Origin of the sequence: Plantibacter sp. CFBP 8798 (assembly GCF_014841195.1) — a bacterium.
Taxonomy (GTDB): domain Bacteria; phylum Actinomycetota; class Actinomycetes; order Actinomycetales; family Microbacteriaceae; genus Plantibacter; species Plantibacter auratus.
In genome coordinates, this window is record NZ_JACYTS010000002.1 from 614,747 (window position 1) to 629,725 (window position 14,979).

11 protein-coding genes are annotated in these 14,979 nt (G+C 70.7%); 5 read left to right on the forward strand and 6 right to left on the reverse strand.

Going from position 1 to position 14,979, the window contains the following annotated elements:
* The first annotated feature begins 293 nt into the window (after positions 1 to 293).
* Positions 294 to 893 carry a vitamin K epoxide reductase family protein gene (locus IFU30_RS09895; RefSeq protein WP_192005074.1) on the forward strand — a complete coding sequence of 200 codons (600 nt, stop codon included), beginning with the start codon at positions 294 to 296 and terminating at the stop codon, positions 891 to 893.
* An 88-nt stretch (positions 894 to 981) separates the two neighbouring features.
* Here the strand turns inward: IFU30_RS09895 and ndk are convergent, their stop codons facing one another.
* The 5 genes from ndk to IFU30_RS09920 all read right to left on the reverse strand — a co-directional run bounded on the left by ndk (position 982) and on the right by IFU30_RS09920 (position 7,399).
* Complete coding sequence (gene ndk, locus IFU30_RS09900; protein WP_079705723.1) at positions 982 to 1,398, reverse strand: nucleoside-diphosphate kinase; 417 nt, start codon at positions 1,396 to 1,398, stop codon at positions 982 to 984.
* A 2-nt stretch (positions 1,399 to 1,400) separates the two neighbouring features.
* A complete protein-coding gene (locus IFU30_RS09905; protein WP_064295611.1) occupies positions 1,401 to 1,775 on the reverse strand; it encodes a DUF4233 domain-containing protein in 375 nt (124 codons plus the stop codon).
* Positions 1,772 to 3,151 carry a bifunctional folylpolyglutamate synthase/dihydrofolate synthase gene (locus tag IFU30_RS09910; protein WP_192005075.1) on the reverse strand — a complete coding sequence of 460 codons (1,380 nt, stop codon included), beginning with the start codon at positions 3,149 to 3,151 and terminating at the stop codon, positions 1,772 to 1,774. Before IFU30_RS09910 ends, IFU30_RS09905 begins: the two co-directional genes overlap by 4 nt.
* The gene (ileS, locus tag IFU30_RS09915) at positions 3,141 to 6,509 is read right to left on the reverse strand and encodes an isoleucine--tRNA ligase (protein ID WP_192005076.1); all 3,369 of its coding nucleotides are present in this window, start codon (positions 6,507 to 6,509) and stop codon (positions 3,141 to 3,143) included. Before ileS ends, IFU30_RS09910 begins: the two co-directional genes overlap by 11 nt.
* Positions 6,510 to 6,748: 239 nt before the next feature.
* Entirely contained in the window at positions 6,749 to 7,399 is a 651-nt protein-coding gene (locus IFU30_RS09920; protein ID WP_079705719.1) for a TetR/AcrR family transcriptional regulator, read from the reverse strand.
* Positions 7,400 to 7,607: 208 nt separating this feature from the next.
* Here IFU30_RS09920 and IFU30_RS09925 point away from each other — a divergent pair, with 208 nt between their 5' ends.
* The 4 genes from IFU30_RS09925 to IFU30_RS09940 are packed head-to-tail and all read left to right on the forward strand — an operon-like array spanning position 7,608 to position 12,746.
* Positions 7,608 to 9,227 (forward strand): ABC transporter substrate-binding protein, encoded by a 1,620-nt coding sequence (locus IFU30_RS09925; protein WP_249404749.1) that lies wholly within the window; start codon positions 7,608 to 7,610, stop codon positions 9,225 to 9,227.
* A complete protein-coding gene (locus IFU30_RS09930; protein WP_192005078.1) occupies positions 9,224 to 10,201 on the forward strand; it encodes an ABC transporter permease subunit in 978 nt (325 codons plus the stop codon). The genes IFU30_RS09925 and IFU30_RS09930 overlap by 4 nt, the downstream gene beginning before the upstream one ends.
* A complete protein-coding gene (locus tag IFU30_RS09935; RefSeq protein WP_192005079.1) occupies positions 10,198 to 11,076 on the forward strand; it encodes an ABC transporter permease in 879 nt (292 codons plus the stop codon). The genes IFU30_RS09930 and IFU30_RS09935 overlap by 4 nt, the downstream gene beginning before the upstream one ends.
* The gene (locus tag IFU30_RS09940; protein WP_192005080.1) at positions 11,073 to 12,746 is read left to right on the forward strand and encodes a dipeptide ABC transporter ATP-binding protein; all 1,674 of its coding nucleotides are present in this window, start codon (positions 11,073 to 11,075) and stop codon (positions 12,744 to 12,746) included. Before IFU30_RS09935 ends, IFU30_RS09940 begins: the two co-directional genes overlap by 4 nt.
* On the opposite strand, the gene IFU30_RS20885 is transcribed toward IFU30_RS09940, so the two are convergent.
* Positions 12,726 to 14,930, reverse strand: a complete 2,205-nt coding sequence (locus IFU30_RS20885) for an SGNH hydrolase domain-containing protein (protein WP_192005081.1) — start codon at positions 14,928 to 14,930, stop codon at positions 12,726 to 12,728. The two genes, IFU30_RS09940 and IFU30_RS20885, sit on opposite strands and share 21 nt — an antisense overlap.
* Between the last annotated feature and the right edge of the window lie 49 nt (positions 14,931 to 14,979).

A 14,979-nucleotide genomic window follows, 5' to 3' on the forward strand; every position in this document is an offset into this window, starting at 1 on the left:
TATGCCGGGTCGGTGGCCGCGCCACCCTCCGGTTCTTCGTCTCGTGCGTGCGGCCGCGGGTGCAGCCGTTCGCAAATCCTGTGTGATCGCTGGCTCTCGGAGCTCTCACGATCGTGCCGGCACGTGCCGGCGGGTCCTGGGCTCTCATTGCCCAACAAGCCTGTTGTGTCGTGCGGTCGAGCGCGGCTCGGGCACCACCCCACGATTATCGCACGAACAGGGCCGACGGTCCTGAGTACGGACCACCCGGGCATGTCCCGCCGCCGTTCAGGCGGGCGTGCGAGAATCAGGGCGTGTCAACTCCGGTCATCGACGCGCGCCCCAAGGGCCTCGCCATCTTCCTCATCGTCGCAGGTGTCATCGGGTGGATCGCGGCGTTCGCGCTCACCCTCGACAAGTTCCAGCTCCTGCAGGACCCGAACGCCCAGCTCGGCTGCAATCTGAGCATCCTCGTGCAGTGCGGGGTCAACCTGAACTCCTGGCAGGGTGCCATCCTCGGGTTCCCGAACCCGATCATCGGTCTCGCCGCCTGGATCGCCCCGATCGCCGTCGGCGTCGCGGTCCTCGCCGGTGCGCAGTTCGCGCGGTGGTTCTGGATTGCCTTCAACATCGGGTTCCTCGGTGCGCTGGGATTCGTCATCTGGCTGATCTCGCAGAGCATCTTCGTCCTCGGCACGCTGTGCCCGTGGTGCATGGTCACCTGGTCGGTGACGATCCCCTCGTTCATCGCGGTGACCTCGTTCACCCTGCGGAACGGCATCATCCCGGCGTCCCCCGCCGTCCGCCGCGTCGCCGGGGTCGTGTCCTCGTGGATCGTGGTGGTGACGCTCGGGTGCTACCTCGTGGTGGCGGTCATCGCCCAGCTCCGCCTCGACGTCCTGTCCTACCTGTAGCCGGTGGCGGCCCGAAGGGCCGCCTGACGCGTACGACGAAGCCCGCCCCCGGAATCGGAGGCGGGCTTCGTCGTGCGGAGTCGGGGCGTCAGGCGAACCAGAGCGCGAGCTCACGGGAGGCGGACTCGGCGCTGTCCGAGCCGTGGACGAGGTTCTGCTGGACCTTGAGACCCCAGTCGCGGCCGAAGTCGCCGCGGATGGTTCCGGGCGCAGCGGTGGTCGGGTCGGTCGTGCCGGCGAGCGAGCGGAAGCCCTCGATGACGCGGTTGCCGGCGACGCGGATCGCGACGACGGGACCGCTCAGCATGAACTCGACGAGGGGCTCGTAGAACGGCTTGCCCTCGTGCTCGGCGTAGTGCGCGGCAAGGAGCTCGCGGTCCGGCTCGACCATGCGCAGGTCCACGAGCGAATAGCCCTTCGCCTCGATCCGACGGAGGATCTCGCCGGTCAGGTTGCGTGCGACGCCGTCAGGCTTCACGAGTACCAGGGTTTCTTCAACAGCCACGGTCAATCCTTCGCTTCTCGGTAGAGCGCCTGCTGACGCTCGATCTTGTCGCCTTGGACCATCGCATAGGTCCAGACGGCTGCGGCCATCCCGCCGACGAGGAACATCATCGGCACGAGCAGGCCGGTAGCCACGATAGCGGCTTGCACCGCCCAGCCCAGCCAATACCCCCAGCGGAATCGCAGGAGCGGGATCGTCGCGACGATGATCAGACACAGCACCGCTCCGCCGATCAACGCGACCGGGGCCGGGAGGGCCTTCAGCCCGAAGATGACGAGCGCGCCGAGGAACATGACGATCATCTCGAAGCCGAGGATGATCGATCCGAGGGTCTGCTTGATGCTCCGTGGAGCCCGACTCCGTGCCATGCCGCTCATGCGGTCGCCTTCCATTCCCGGTCGTCGGCGACCTCGATCGCCTCGCCCACGAGGGTGATCGAGCCGGTGATCACCACCAACCGGCGCGGCGCCTCCTCGGCCCAGCGCCGTGCGTCCTCAGCGGCCTCGTCGAGCGTGTCGGCGAAGGTCGACGCCGGCAGGTCGAGCGACGCGGCGAGGCGCGAGAGCTCCTCGGCGGGGATCGCCCGCTCCGACTCCGACTGGGTGAAGAAGAAGCCGGATGCGGCGGGCGCCAGGGTCGTCAGGATACCGGCGGCGTCCTTGTCCTGGAGGATGCCGACCACGAAGGCGATCTCGTCGACGTCGAAGTAGCTGCCGAGTGCGGCGACCAAGGACGCGGCACCGTGCGGGTTGTGCGCAGCGTCGACGAGCACGGTCGGCTCGGTGCCGATGAGCTGCAGACGCCCCGGGGAGGCGACCTCGGTGAGGCCCTCCGCGAGGACGTCCTCCGCGATCGGCTGGGTCGCTCCGCCGAGGAACGCCTCGACCGCGGCGATCGCGAGCGTCGCGTTCCGTCCCTGGTGGTCCCCGTAGAGCGGGAGGTACAGCTCCGGGTAGGTGCCGGCGCGCCCTCGGACGGTGATGAGCTGTCCGCCCACCGCCACGGCGCCCTGCACGAGGGCGAACTCCTCACCTTCGAACACGGCCGGGTCGTCGACCGCCGCGGCGGCGTCGACGATCGCCTGACGCGCGTCGGGGTGCTGCGCGGCCGAGACCACCTGCGCCCCGGGCTTGATGATCCCGGCCTTGGTGCGCGCGATCTCGGCGATCGTCTTGCCGAGACGCTGCACGTGGTCGAGGTCGATGGGCGTGAAGACGGCGACCTCGGCATCAGCGGCGTTCGTCGAGTCCCAGGCACCGCCCATCCCCACCTCGACGACGGCGACGTCGACGGGGGCGTCGCCGAAGCAGGCGAATCCCAGGACGGTGAGCGCCTCGAAGAAGGTCAGCGCGGGCTCACCGGCCGCCGTGAGCTCGGCGTCGACCATCGCCAGATACGGCTTGATGTCGTCCCAGTTCCTGGCGACGGCCTCGTCCGAGATCCGCTCGCCGTCGATCCCGATGCGCTCGGTGAACCGGACGAGGTGCGGACTCGTGAAGAGACCGGTGCGGAGCCCGTGGGCGCGGAGGATGCTCTCGATCATGCGCGCCGTGCTCGTCTTGCCGTTCGTTCCGGCGATCTGGATGATCGCGAAGGACGACTCCGGGTTGCCGAGGAGCTCGAGCGCCCGCTTGGTGGCACCGAGACGCGGCTGCGGCTGGGCCTCCCCCAGCCGTTCCAGGAGCTCGCGGTACACGGCGTCGGCGGCATCGGCCGCGGACAACTCGTCTCCGGGGATCAGGTCATCGGACATCGGCGGTCTCCTCTGCACGCGCGACGGTCACGGTGAAGGCTCCGGCGTTGCCGAACTTCCCGGCCGCGAACGACTGGGCGAAGCCCGACGCTCCAGCCTGGGCCTCGTCGTTGGACCAGGTCAGGGACGTCGCCAGGGTGTCGCCGGCGAGGTCGACCACGTCGAGAGCACTGCGCACCGAGCGTTCGTCGGCGTCGTCCTCGAATCGGAGCTGCAGCCGGATCCGGTCGCTCACCTGCAGGTCCGCCGCCTTCCGGGTGTCCTGCACAGCACGGATGACGTCGCGGGCGAGTCCCTCCGCTTCGAGCTCGGGCGTCAGCGTGGTCTCGAGCAGGGCGAAGCCACCCGAGGGCAGGAGCGCGAGCGCAACGCCACCGGCGGCGCCCGAGGACGCCTCCATGACGAGCTCGTACTCGCCGTCGACGAGCTCGATGCCGCCGGCCGTGACCGTGCCGTCGACCTCGGACCAGTCGCCGCTCCGAGCGCCCTTGATCGCCTGCTGCACCGTCTTGCCGAGGCGCGGGCCCGCCGCGCGGGCGTTGATCGAGAGGCGCGAGGTGACGCCGAACTCGGTGCCGCTGGTGTCGGTCAACTCGGCGAAGGAGACGGTCTTGAGGTTGAGCTCCTCGCGGAGGATCGCCTCGAACGGTGCGAGCGACGCGGGGTCGGGCGTGACCACGGTGAGCGATGCGAGCGGCAACCGGACACGGAGACCGGCCTGCTTGCGGAGGGCGAGGGTGACACCGGAGACCTCGCGGACCCGGTCCATCGCCTCGACGAGTGCTGAGTCCTCCGGGAACGCCTCGGGCTCAGGCCAGTCGGTGAGGTGCACGCTGCGCTCGCCCGTCAGGCCGGTCCAGATCTGCTCCGTGATGAGCGGCAGGAGTGGAGCGGCGACCCGGCAGTACGTCTCGAGGACGGTGTAGAGCGTGTCGAAGGCGTCGCGGTCGAAGACGCCACCGTCGGTCGACCAGAAGCGGTCGCGGGAGCGACGCACGTACCAGTTGGTCAAGACGTCCGCGAAGTCCCGCAGCGAGGCCGCTGCGAGGGTCGCGTCGAACGCCTCGAGGTGGTCGGTCACCGTGACGACGAGCTCACGCGTCTTGGCGAGGATGTAGCGGTCGAGGACGTCGGTGGAGTCCGTGCGCCACTCGGCGTCGTAGCCACCAGGCACCGCCGTGTTGGCGTACAGCGAGAAGAAGTACCAGGTGTTCCACAGCGGCAGCATCACCTGACGGACGCCCTCACGGATGCCCTCCTCGGTCACGACGAGGTTGCCGCCGCGCAGCACCGAGCTCGACATGAGGAACCAGCGCATGGCGTCGGAACCGTCGCGGTCGAAGACCTCGTTGACGTCGGGGTAGTTGCGCAGCGACTTCGACATCTTCTGGCCGTCGCTGCCGAGGACGATGCCGTGGCTCACGACGCTCGTGAACGCCGGGCGGTCGAACAGCGCGGTCGACAGCACGTGCAGGAGGTAGAACCACCCACGCGTCTGGCCGATGTACTCGACGATGAAGTCCGCGGGGCTGTGCGAGTCGAACCACTCGCGGTTCTCGAACGGGTAGTGCACCTGGGCGAACGGCATCGATCCGGAGTCGAACCAGACGTCGAGGACGTCGGTGATGCGGCGCATCGTCGACCGGCCGGTCGGGTCGTCGGGGTTCGGCCGCGTGAGCTCGTCGATGTACGGGCGGTGCAGATCGGTCGGGCGCACACCGAAGTCGGCCTCGAGCTCGTCCAGCGAGCCGTACACGTCGATGCGCGGGTAGGCCGGGTCGTCGCTCTTCCACACGGGGATCGGTGAACCCCAGTACCGGTTGCGGCTGATCGACCAGTCGCGCGCACCTGCGAGCCACTTGCCGAACTGTCCGTCCTTCACGTTCTCCGGCACCCAGGTGATCTCCTGGTTGAGCTCCTCCATGCGGTCGCGGAACTCGGGCACGCGGACGAACCAGCTCGACACCGCCTTGTAGATGAGCGGCTGCTTGCAGCGCCAGCAGTGCGGGTAGGAGTGCTCGTAGCTCGCCTGACGCAGGAGGCGTCCCTGTGCCTTCAACAGCTGGGTGAGCGGCTTGTTGGCGTCGAAGACCTGGAGACCGGCGACGTCGGACACCTCGGGGAGGAACTTCCCGCCGTCGTCGACGGAGACGATCACCGGGATGCCGGCGGCCTCGCACACCTTCTGGTCCTCTTCACCGTAGGCGGGGGCCTGGTGCACGATGCCGGTGCCGTCCTCGGTCGACACGTAGTCGGCGACGAGGATGCGCCAGGCCTGCTCCATGCCCCACTCGGCGTCGGCGTAGTAGTCCCAGAGGCGGTCGTAGGAGACGCCTTCGAGCTCGCGCCCGACGATCGTCCGGGAGACGGCGGCCTGCGCCTCGGCCGCGGAGTCGTAGCCGAGGTCCTTCGCGTAGTTGCCGAGCAGCGCCGAGGCGATGAGGTACTCGCCGCCGAGGACCTCGGTGTCGGCGTGGGAGGAGCCCTCCTCGCGGAGCACCGTGGCGTCGGGGGTGCCGTTCGGACCGGCCGGGACGACCGCGTACTCGATGTCGGGCCCGACGGCGAGCGCGGCGTTCGTCGGCAGGGTCCAGGGCGTGGTCGTCCAGGCGAGCGCGCGGACGGCGGTGAGCCCGAGGCTCTCGGCCTTCGGACCGACCAGCGGGAAGGTGACCGTGACGGTCTGGTCCTGGCGGGAGCGGTAGACGTCGTCGTCCATCCGCAGCTCGTGGTTGGAGAGCGGCGTCTGGTCGCGCCAGCAGTAGGGCAGCACCCGGTAGCCCTCGTAGGCGAGGCCCTTGTCGTGGAGCTGCTTGAAGGCCCAGATGACCGACTCCATGTAGGTCACGTCGAGGGTCTTGTAGTCGTGCTCGAAGTCGACCCAGCGCGCCTGGCGCGTCACGTAGTCCTGCCACTCCTCCGTGTAGCGGAGGACGGAGTCACGTGCGACCTGGTTGAACGCGGCGAGCCCCATCTCGTCGATCTGGCGCTTGTCGGTGATGCCGAGCTGGCGCTCCGCCTCAAGCTCGGCGGGGAGGCCGTGGGTGTCCCAGCCGAACCGGCGGTGCACCTGCTTGCCGCGCATCGTCTGGAACCGGGGGAAGAGGTCCTTGGCGTAGCCCGTGAGGAGGTGGCCGTAGTGCGGGAGTCCGTTCGCGAAGGGTGGGCCGTCGTAGAACACCCACTCCGGAGCGCCCTCGCGCTGATCGATGGAGGCCTGGAAGGTGCCGTCGGCGGCCCATCGGGCGAGCACCCCCTCCTCGATCGAGGGGAAGCTGGGCGACGGCGTCACGCCGAACGCCGCGCCGTTCGACGCCGACTCGGCTGGGGTCGGTTCCTGGGACTTCGGGTAGCTCATCGTTCTCCTGGCAGGTCTCGTGGGTCCTGCGAGGACGCCGGCGTTGCCGACGCGGTACCACCCCGCTTGCCGCTCCACTGGAACGGCCGCTCTGCATCGGCTGTGACGGGCCTGACCCGCTCGGTTCTACTGGGCTCCCGCTGAGCGGTCGCTGTTCTGCCGAGGACTCCCCGGTGATGGCCGGATCGATGTCGATGGTCCCATCGTACAGCCTGCGGAGCGGCTCCGAGGAGGGTCGGCTACGAGGAACTCGGCCCGTCGATCCGGGCGAGCGCGCGGCCGTACCCGTCCACCACCGGAGCGATCGCGCGGCGGAGGTAGTCGCCGAGCTCGCCCCGGCCGACACCTGCGGCCGCCCAGGCCCCGGCGCCGGCGACGATCGCGCCGGCGAGCGCCGCTGCGGCGGACCGGATGGTCAGCTCGTCGGCGCGGACGGCGAGGCGCGCGAGCGAGACCCGGAGCACGGCTTGGAGACGCAGCAGACGTTCGAGGCCGGACGCCTGCAGCTCCCACGCGGTGTCCATCAACTCGATCTGCGTGAGCGCCCAGGGCACGGCGCCGTTCGAGCGCTCCTCGGCGATGCCCAGGAGCGCGGCTTGCAGTGACGGCATGGCGTCGGCGACATCCGTCGCGGGGGCGTCCCCGGCTGCGGCGAGCGCCCGTTCGAGTCCGGCGAGCGCAGCGTCGACGTCGACCCAGAGGACGTCGCTCTTGGAGCCGAAGTAGTTGAAGAAGGTGTTGCGGCTGACGCCGGCGCGGCTCGCGATCTGATCGACGGTGGTGCCGGGGTATCCCTGTTCGAGGAAGAGTTCGGCGGCCGCCTCCTCGAGGACGCGTCGGGAGGATCGTCGGGGTCTGCCGACGGCGTTCCGTGCCGGTGGTCTCGCCATGGGGGCTCCTTCCGCCGCCTGTGAGCCTAGCCGTCGTGCGAGGGGTCGGGGCGTGGTGCCGAGGCTCTATGCTGGTTCCGAGACGGCGTCCAATAATTCGTCCGACGCCGCCACCGGGCCCTCAGCACCCGGTCGATCGCCTTCTGGAGTCCCTGTGCCCGCATCCCCCTCCCCTGCCCGTCGACGCCCTGCGTCCTCGCGTCGTCCGTTGCGCGTCGCCGCGGCGCTCGTTCCGCTCGCGGTCCTGCTCGCAGCGTGTGCACCGGGGACGCCGGCCGCGTCGAGCACGCCGAAGGCCGGTGGGACCCTCGTCTACGCCAGCGGGGACGCCGAGCCCACGTGTCTCGATCCGCACGTCGGCGGCAACTACCCACAGGCCCTGTTGAGTGCACAGTTCCTCGAGCCGCTCGTCTCCCGAGACGCGAAGGGTGAGATCATCCCGTGGCTCGCCGAGTCCTGGACGACGTCGGAGGACGGTCTGACCTGGGAGTTCACGCTGCGGTCGGACGTGACGTTCACCGACGGCACCCCCTTCGACGCGGCGGCGGTCAAGGCGAACATCGAGCACCTGCAGGACCCGGCGACGAAGTCGTCCACGGGCTACCTCGCGGTGGGCAAGGTCGCGTCGGTCGAGGCGGTCGACGCCACGACGGCCCGGTTCATCCTCTCCGCTCCCGACAGCGCGCTCCTGGAGTCGTTGTCGCAGCCGTGGACGGCGATGGAGTCCCCGACGGGGATCGCCCGCGGTGAAGCGGCGAACTGCGATGCGCCGGTCGGTACCGGACCGTTCGTCGTCGACGAGTGGGTGAAGCAGGATCACGTCTCGCTCGTCCGGAACGATGCGTACGACTCGGCACCCGGCGACGCCGCGAACGACGGGCCGGCGTACCTCGACGGCATCACGTGGCGCTTCATCCCCGACTCCGCGTCGCGCTTCGCGGCACTCCAGAGCGGCGACGTCGACATCATCGACAACGCGCAGCCCGACACGATCGCGCAGGCGAAGGACTCGAAGACGATCGTCGACCTGGACGCACCGCGCCCCGGTGCCTCGAACCGGATCGAGCTGAACGCAGGACAGGCGCCGTTCGACGACCAGCGCGTGCGTGAGGCCTTCGTGCGGTCGACGGACGTGAACGCCGGCATCGAGTCACTGTTCTTCGGCACGGCGAAGCGTTCCTACTCGCCGCTGTCGAGTGCCGAGGCCACCGCCTACTCGGACGAGAGCCTGTTCGGCTACGACCTCGATGCGGCGAACACGCTGCTGGACGAGGCGGGCTGGACCGAGAAGGACGAGGACGGCGTGCGGACGAAGGACGGCGTCCGGCTGACCGTCCGGTTCCCCGTCAGCACGAACCAGTCGATCCCGGCCGAGCAGTCGCTCTTCGAGCAGATCCAGGCCGGAGCCGGCGACGCCGGCTTCGACGTGCAGCTCGAGCTGCTCGACCTCTCGAGCTGGTACGAGGCGCTCGGATCCAACGCCTACGAGGCCGTCAGCGCCCCGTACACGAAGGTGGGACCGGACGTGCTCCGCGTGCTCTACGACTCCTCGGGCATCGTCCCGGCGCCGAGCGGCTACTTCGCGAACCACGCCCAGCTGGACGACCCCGCACTCGACGAGATCCTGAAGCAGGCGAGCGACACCCTCGATCCCGAGGAGCGGGCGTTCCTCTACGAGCAGGCGCAGCAGATCATCCTCGACGGCTACTACATCCTGCCGCTCTACGACCAGCAGAACCACTTCCTGCTGAGCACCTCCCTGCAGGGCGTCCGCGCGCTGCCGACGGTGTCGACGCCGGTCTTCGGGGACGCCTGGCTCGTGGAGTGACGTCCGTCGGCAGCTCGGGACGCGACCTCCGCCGCCTGGCCGGGCGGATCGGGGCGCGTCTGGCCGGTGCGGTGTTCGTGCTCTGGGCGGTCGCGACGGTCACCTTCTTCGCCGTCCGGCTGATCCCCGGCGATCCGGCGCAGGCCTATCTCGGCGGCCCCGGCTCCCAGGCGTCGGCTGAAGCGCTCGAGCGGGTGCGCGATCAGTACGGCCTGGACCAGCCGCTCCTCGTGCAGTACCTCGCGCAACTGGTCCGACTGGTCCAGGGGGATCTCGGCGAGTCGGCGTCCCTCCGCACGCCGGTGGCCCAGGTGCTCGCCGAACAGCTCGGCGGGACGCTGGTACTGGCGACGGCGTCGCTCGCCGTCGCCTGGCTCCTCGCGCTCGGCCTCGCGGTCTGGTCGACCCGTGGTGGGCGGGTGTCCGCGGCCCTCGGATCGGCCGTCGAGCTCGTGGCGGCGTCGCTCCCCCAGTTCTGGCTCGCGACCGTCCTCATCACGCTCTTCAGCACCTGGCTCGGATGGCTCCCTCCGGTGAGCACGGGTGATGCGGTCGGTCTCATCCTCCCGGTGCTGACCCTGGCCATCCCGGTCGCCGGGTTCCTGGCCCAGGTGATGCGGGAACCGTTGCTCGACGCTGGGAGCGCGCCGTTCGCCGTCTCCGCGGCCGCCCGCGGTGAATCGACGACCGGCCTGCTGCTCAGACACGGCCTACGCCACGCCGCCGTGCCCGCGGTGAACCTGTCGGGATGGGCCTTCGGGTACCTCATCAGCGGTGCGGTGGTGGTGGAGACCATCTTCGCCCGGCCCGGTCTCGGACGGACACTGCTCCAAGCGGTGACCGTGCGCGACGTCCCGGTGGTCACCGGCGTGGTGTTGAGCTCGGCGGTGGCCTACGTCGTCGTCATGTTCCTCGCGGACCTCGCGGCGGAACTGCTCGATCCACGCGACCGGATCCGGCGGTCCGGTTCATGAGCGGGCTCGCGATCACCCCGGCATCCGGAAGCCCCGACGCCCGGATCCGCCGCGGATGGCGCCGGTCGTCGGGATTCGGCGCACCCGAGATCGTCGCGGCCGCGGTGGTGCTGTTCCTGCTCGGCTGTGCGCTCGTCCCCCAGCTGTTCGCGACAGCATCACCGACGGCGGTCGACCCGCGGGCCGCGTTCTCGCCGCCCTCCCTCACCCATTGGTTCGGCACGGACGAGTCCGGCCGCGACGTCTGGAGCCGGGTCGTGCACGGTGCGGGGACCTCGCTCCTCATCGGCGTCGCCGCGACGGCCATCGGACTGATCCTCGGAGCGGTCCTCGCGACGATCGCCGCAGTCGGCGGCCGGATCGCGGACTTCGCCGTGGGACGCGTCCTCGAGGTGCTCTTCGCGTTCCCCGGCCTGCTGCTCGCGCTCCTCGTGATCGTCATCGCGGGGCCCGGTCCCGTCACGGCGACGATCGCGGTCGGCCTGTCGACGGCGCCGGGCTACGCGCGCCTCATCCGCGGTCAACTGCTCCAGGTCCGCTCCTCCGACTTCGTCGAGGCCGCGCGAGTGCTCGGGCACGGGCCGGCCCGGATCCTGTTCCGACACATCCTCCCGAACGCCGTCGCCCCGCTGTTCGTCCTCGCGACCCTGGGCATCGGACAGGCGGTCGTCTGGGCGTCCGCCCTGAGCTACCTCGGGCTCGGGGCGCAACCACCCGCGCCGGAGTGGGGTGCCATGCTCGCCGCAGCACGCACGTATCTCGCGACGGCGTGGTGGCTCACGGCGTTCCCCGGTCTGATGATCGTCGCGACCGCCCTGTCCACCACGGTCCTCGGCCGGGGTCTCCAGCGCCGATCTCGGGAGGACGGCCGATGAGCGACTCCACTCCACTGCTCCAGGTGGAAGCACTGACGGTCGGATTCGGCAGTGGGGACGCCGTCGTCTCCGGCGTCTCCTTCCACGTCGAGCGCGGCACCTGCGTCGCGATCGTCGGCGAGTCGGGCTCCGGCAAGAGCGTGACCGCCAGATCGCTCCTCGGCCTCGCCGGCGCATCGGCGCGGGTGACGGCCGCTCGACTCGACTTCGACGGCATCGACCTCCGCGGACTCGGAGCATCGGCCTGGCGACGCCTGCGCGGGCGTCGCATCGGACTCGTCCTCCAGGACGCCCTCGTGTCACTCGACCCCCTGCGACCGATCGGGCGCGAGATCGACGACGCACTCCGACTCGGCACCGACCTCGACCGGACCGCCCGCACCCGGCGGGTGCTCGAACTCCTCGAATCCGTCGGCATGCCCGACCCGGCTTCCCGCATCGGCCAACGTTCCGGTGAACTCTCCGGCGGGCTCCGCCAGCGCGCGCTCATCGCGTCGGCGATCGCACTGGACCCCGACCTCCTCATCGCCGACGAACCGACGACCGCGCTCGACGTCACCGTCCAAGCTCGCATCATCGGCCTCCTCGACGACGTCAAGCGGCGCGGCGCGGGCCTCCTCCTGATCAGCCACGACCTCGCCGTCGTCTCGTCGATCGCCGACCACCTCGTCGTGATGCAGCACGGTGTCGTCGTCGAGCAGGGGCCGGCCGAGCAGGTGCTGACCGGGCCGACACACCCGTACACCCGAGCCCTCATCGCCGCGGTCCCCACCGACCGCGCTCGAGGGACGCGCCTCAGCGCGGACCCGGCGGTCGACTCGGCCCCGATGGCAGAACAGCCGGCGACGGGCACCCGCCCGACGACGCAGGACCGATCGGACGCACCCGCGCTCGAGTTCCGATCCGTCACCCGGAGCTTCGAACGCGGCCGCGGCGCCTCGGCGATCCTCGCGGTCGACGACGTCTCGCTCCGCCTGGACCCGGGGACGACCCTGGGCGTGGTCGGCGAGTCCGGTTCGGGCAAGACCACCCTCGCCCGCATCGCACTCGGCCTCACGGCGCCGCAGTCGGGAGCCGTGCTCTTCGAGGGCGAACCGTGGTCGGAGCTCCCCGAGCAAGCGCGTCGTCCACGACGGAACCGTCTGGGCTGGGTCTCGCAGGATCCGCTGAGCTCGTTCGACCCACGCTGGCGCGTCGAGGCCATCCTCGCCGACGCCGTTCGTGGACGCGAAGCCGCACCTCGCGACATCACCCGTCTCCTCGCGGACGTCGGCCTCGATCCCTCGCTGGCTCGCGCGCGCCCGCGGACGCTCTCTGGCGGGCAGCGGCAACGCGTGGCGATCGCCCGGGCACTCGCGAGTCGACCGTCGACGCTTATCCTCGACGAACCCGTCTCCGCGCTCGACGTCACCGTCCAGGCCAGGATCCTGGACCTCCTCGACGAGCTGCAGCGACGCCACGGCCTGAGCTACCTGCTGATCTCCCACGACCTCGGCGTCATCCGGCACATGAGCGACCGGGTCGCCGTGATGCAGCACGGACGGGTGGTCGAGCATGGCGACGCCGAGCAGGTGTTCACCGCCCCGGCCCACCCCTACACCGCCCGACTCGCAGCCGACGCTCCGCGCCTCATCGCGCCCGGTGCGGCGTCAGGGCGCGACGCCGTCTGACTCCGGCGTCGGGATCCGATCCAGCACCGCCTGGACGACGGGCGCGAGGGTCTCGGCGTACACCCAGCTCAGGTGGTGGTGGTCGCGGTACGCGAGGACACCGCCGATCACCGGCGAGCACCGATCGGACGCGCACAGGGCGTCCGAGAGGTCGACGGGTCGGACCCGTGGGTCGGTGCTCGCGAGGGCGGCCTCGTACTGCGGATCCTCCGTGAGCGCGTCGCTCCGGTTCCGGGCGCACCCATCCTCCGGGTCAGCGTCGTCGCGGACGCACTCCAGAACGTCGTCCGACATCGTCGGGGTGTCGCGCAGCACGACGATCTGCTCGATCGTCGCGGGCACGAGCGCCCAGCGCTCCGCATAGGCTTCCGCGGCCACCTCCCGCCAGTCGCGGTCCCCCTCGGCGACGACCGGGTTCCGAGCGCGCGCCGAGACGACGAGCGTGTCGATCTCCGGTTCGTCCTGCAGCAGCTCGAGGGCGTCGCGGTTCCAGCTCAGGCACCCGGCGCGCATCTCGGCGAGCACCGCCGCGCTGGTCCCGGGCTCGGTGCGCTCGGCGTCGCTGAACGGGCAGGAACTCTTCGCCGCGACGAGGAGCCGCCACCCGTTCGTCTCGGCAGCAGTCGCGAACGCCGGCAACCACTGCTCGGCGTGGGAGTCCCCGATGAGCGCGACCGTCCTCGTCGCCCGCTCCGCGCTGGCGCCGTAAGCGCAGACCTCGAACGCTGCAGCCCGGATGTCGGTGATGCAGCGGTCCGGCGGGAGGTCGGCGAGCGACGCGTCGGGAATGACGACCCCGCGGGTCTCGTCCCCGGGCGACGCCGAGGAACCGTCGCGCGAGGTCTCGCCACCAGAACCGTCCGTACCGTCCGATGGCGCTCCGCCGCTTCGCGGGCACGCCGCAGCATCGACGAGCTCCGCGGCACCGAGGCAGTTCGACGGGGTCGCGACCAGGGTCTCGATGCGCTGCTGTTCGGCCGCGATGCGCGCCTCGGCACCGGGGAGTACCCCGATCGAGGCGGCCAACAGGACGCTCATCGCGAGGGCGGTCGCGCCGATGACCCGTCGGGGCCGCCAACCGGCGATGTGCCCGAACCGGATCGGGCGCTCCACGAACCGCGTCGTCACCTCCGCCAGGACGCCGGTGATGACGAGGAGGACGAGCTGCTCGGGGACGGTGGCCGACCGAGCGAGCACGATCCCGCCGAACACGATGAGGGGCCAGTGCCAGAGGTAGACCGCGTAGGAGCGGTCGCCGAGCCACTGGATCGGCGCCCGGGCGAGCAGCGCGGTCGGCGACCACCGGACGTCCGGGGCCCAGGCCGCCATCACGGCGATCGTCCCGCCCACCGGCAGCGCCGCGGTCAACGCCGGGAAGGGCGTCTCCCCCGAATACCAGACGGCAGCCGCCCCGATCGCGGCGAACCCGAGCCAGGCGATGACCGTGCGCGCACCCGCCCGCAGCGCCCACCCGCGCCGGGCTCCCTCGGCCACCAGGATCGCCGTCAGTCCCCCGGCGGCGAACTCCCAGGCCCTCGTCGTCGTCGCGAAGTAGGCCGGAGACGGGTCCTGCGCGGTGAAGACGACCGACCACGCGGCCGACGCGATGCAGACGAGTCCGATCGCGATCGCGACGCCCCGACGCCGTACCGTCGGCGGAGCCGAGCGTCGGGCGAACCGCACGGCGAGCCAGCCGGCGACGAGGACCAGGATCGGCCAGATGAGGTAGAACTGCTCCTCGACCGACAGCGACCAGAAGTGCTGCACGGGCGACGGAGCATCCGCCGCCGCGAGGTAGTCGACCGCGGATCCGGCCAGCGCCCAGTTCTCGATGTACAGGCCCGACCACGCGATCTCGCGCAGGAACCGGGGCAGGTCCCCGAGTGGCGCGAGGTACCAGCTCGCGACGAGGGTCGCGGTGAGGACGGTGAGCGCAGCGGGGAGCAGCCGTCGTGCGCGCCGCGCCCAGAACCGCCCGAGTCGGACCGAACCGGACCGCTCGACCTCGGCGAGGAGGTGCGCCGTGATGAGGAACCCGGAGATCGCGAAGAACACGTCGACGCCGACGAACCCGCCCGGCACGAGCCCCGGCCAGAGATGGAACACCACGACGAGCGAGACCGCCACGGCGCGAAGGCCTTGGAGGTCGGCTCTCACGGGGCCGGAGGCGGCTCTGGTCGACACGGTCCGATGCTATCGGCGGAGGATGACGGCCTGCGGTCCGGCGTCCTCC

Bases quoted from the DNA above. Each gene is read 5' to 3' on its own strand.
- IFU30_RS09935 (WP_192005079.1), top strand. From the start codon at position 10,198: ATGAGCGGGCTCGCGATCACCCCGGCATCCGGAAGCCCCGACGCCCGG.
- IFU30_RS09905 (WP_064295611.1), bottom strand. From the start codon at position 1,775: ATGAGCGGCATGGCACGGAGTCGGGCTCCACGGAGCATCAAGCAGACC.
- IFU30_RS09910 (WP_192005075.1), bottom strand. From the start codon at position 3,151: ATGTCCGATGACCTGATCCCCGGAGACGAGTTGTCCGCGGCCGATGCC.
- IFU30_RS09920 (WP_079705719.1), bottom strand. From the start codon at position 7,399: ATGGCGAGACCACCGGCACGGAACGCCGTCGGCAGACCCCGACGATCC.
- ileS (WP_192005076.1), bottom strand. From the start codon at position 6,509: ATGAGCTACCCGAAGTCCCAGGAACCGACCCCAGCCGAGTCGGCGTCG.
- IFU30_RS09940 (WP_192005080.1), top strand. From the start codon at position 11,073: ATGAGCGACTCCACTCCACTGCTCCAGGTGGAAGCACTGACGGTCGGA.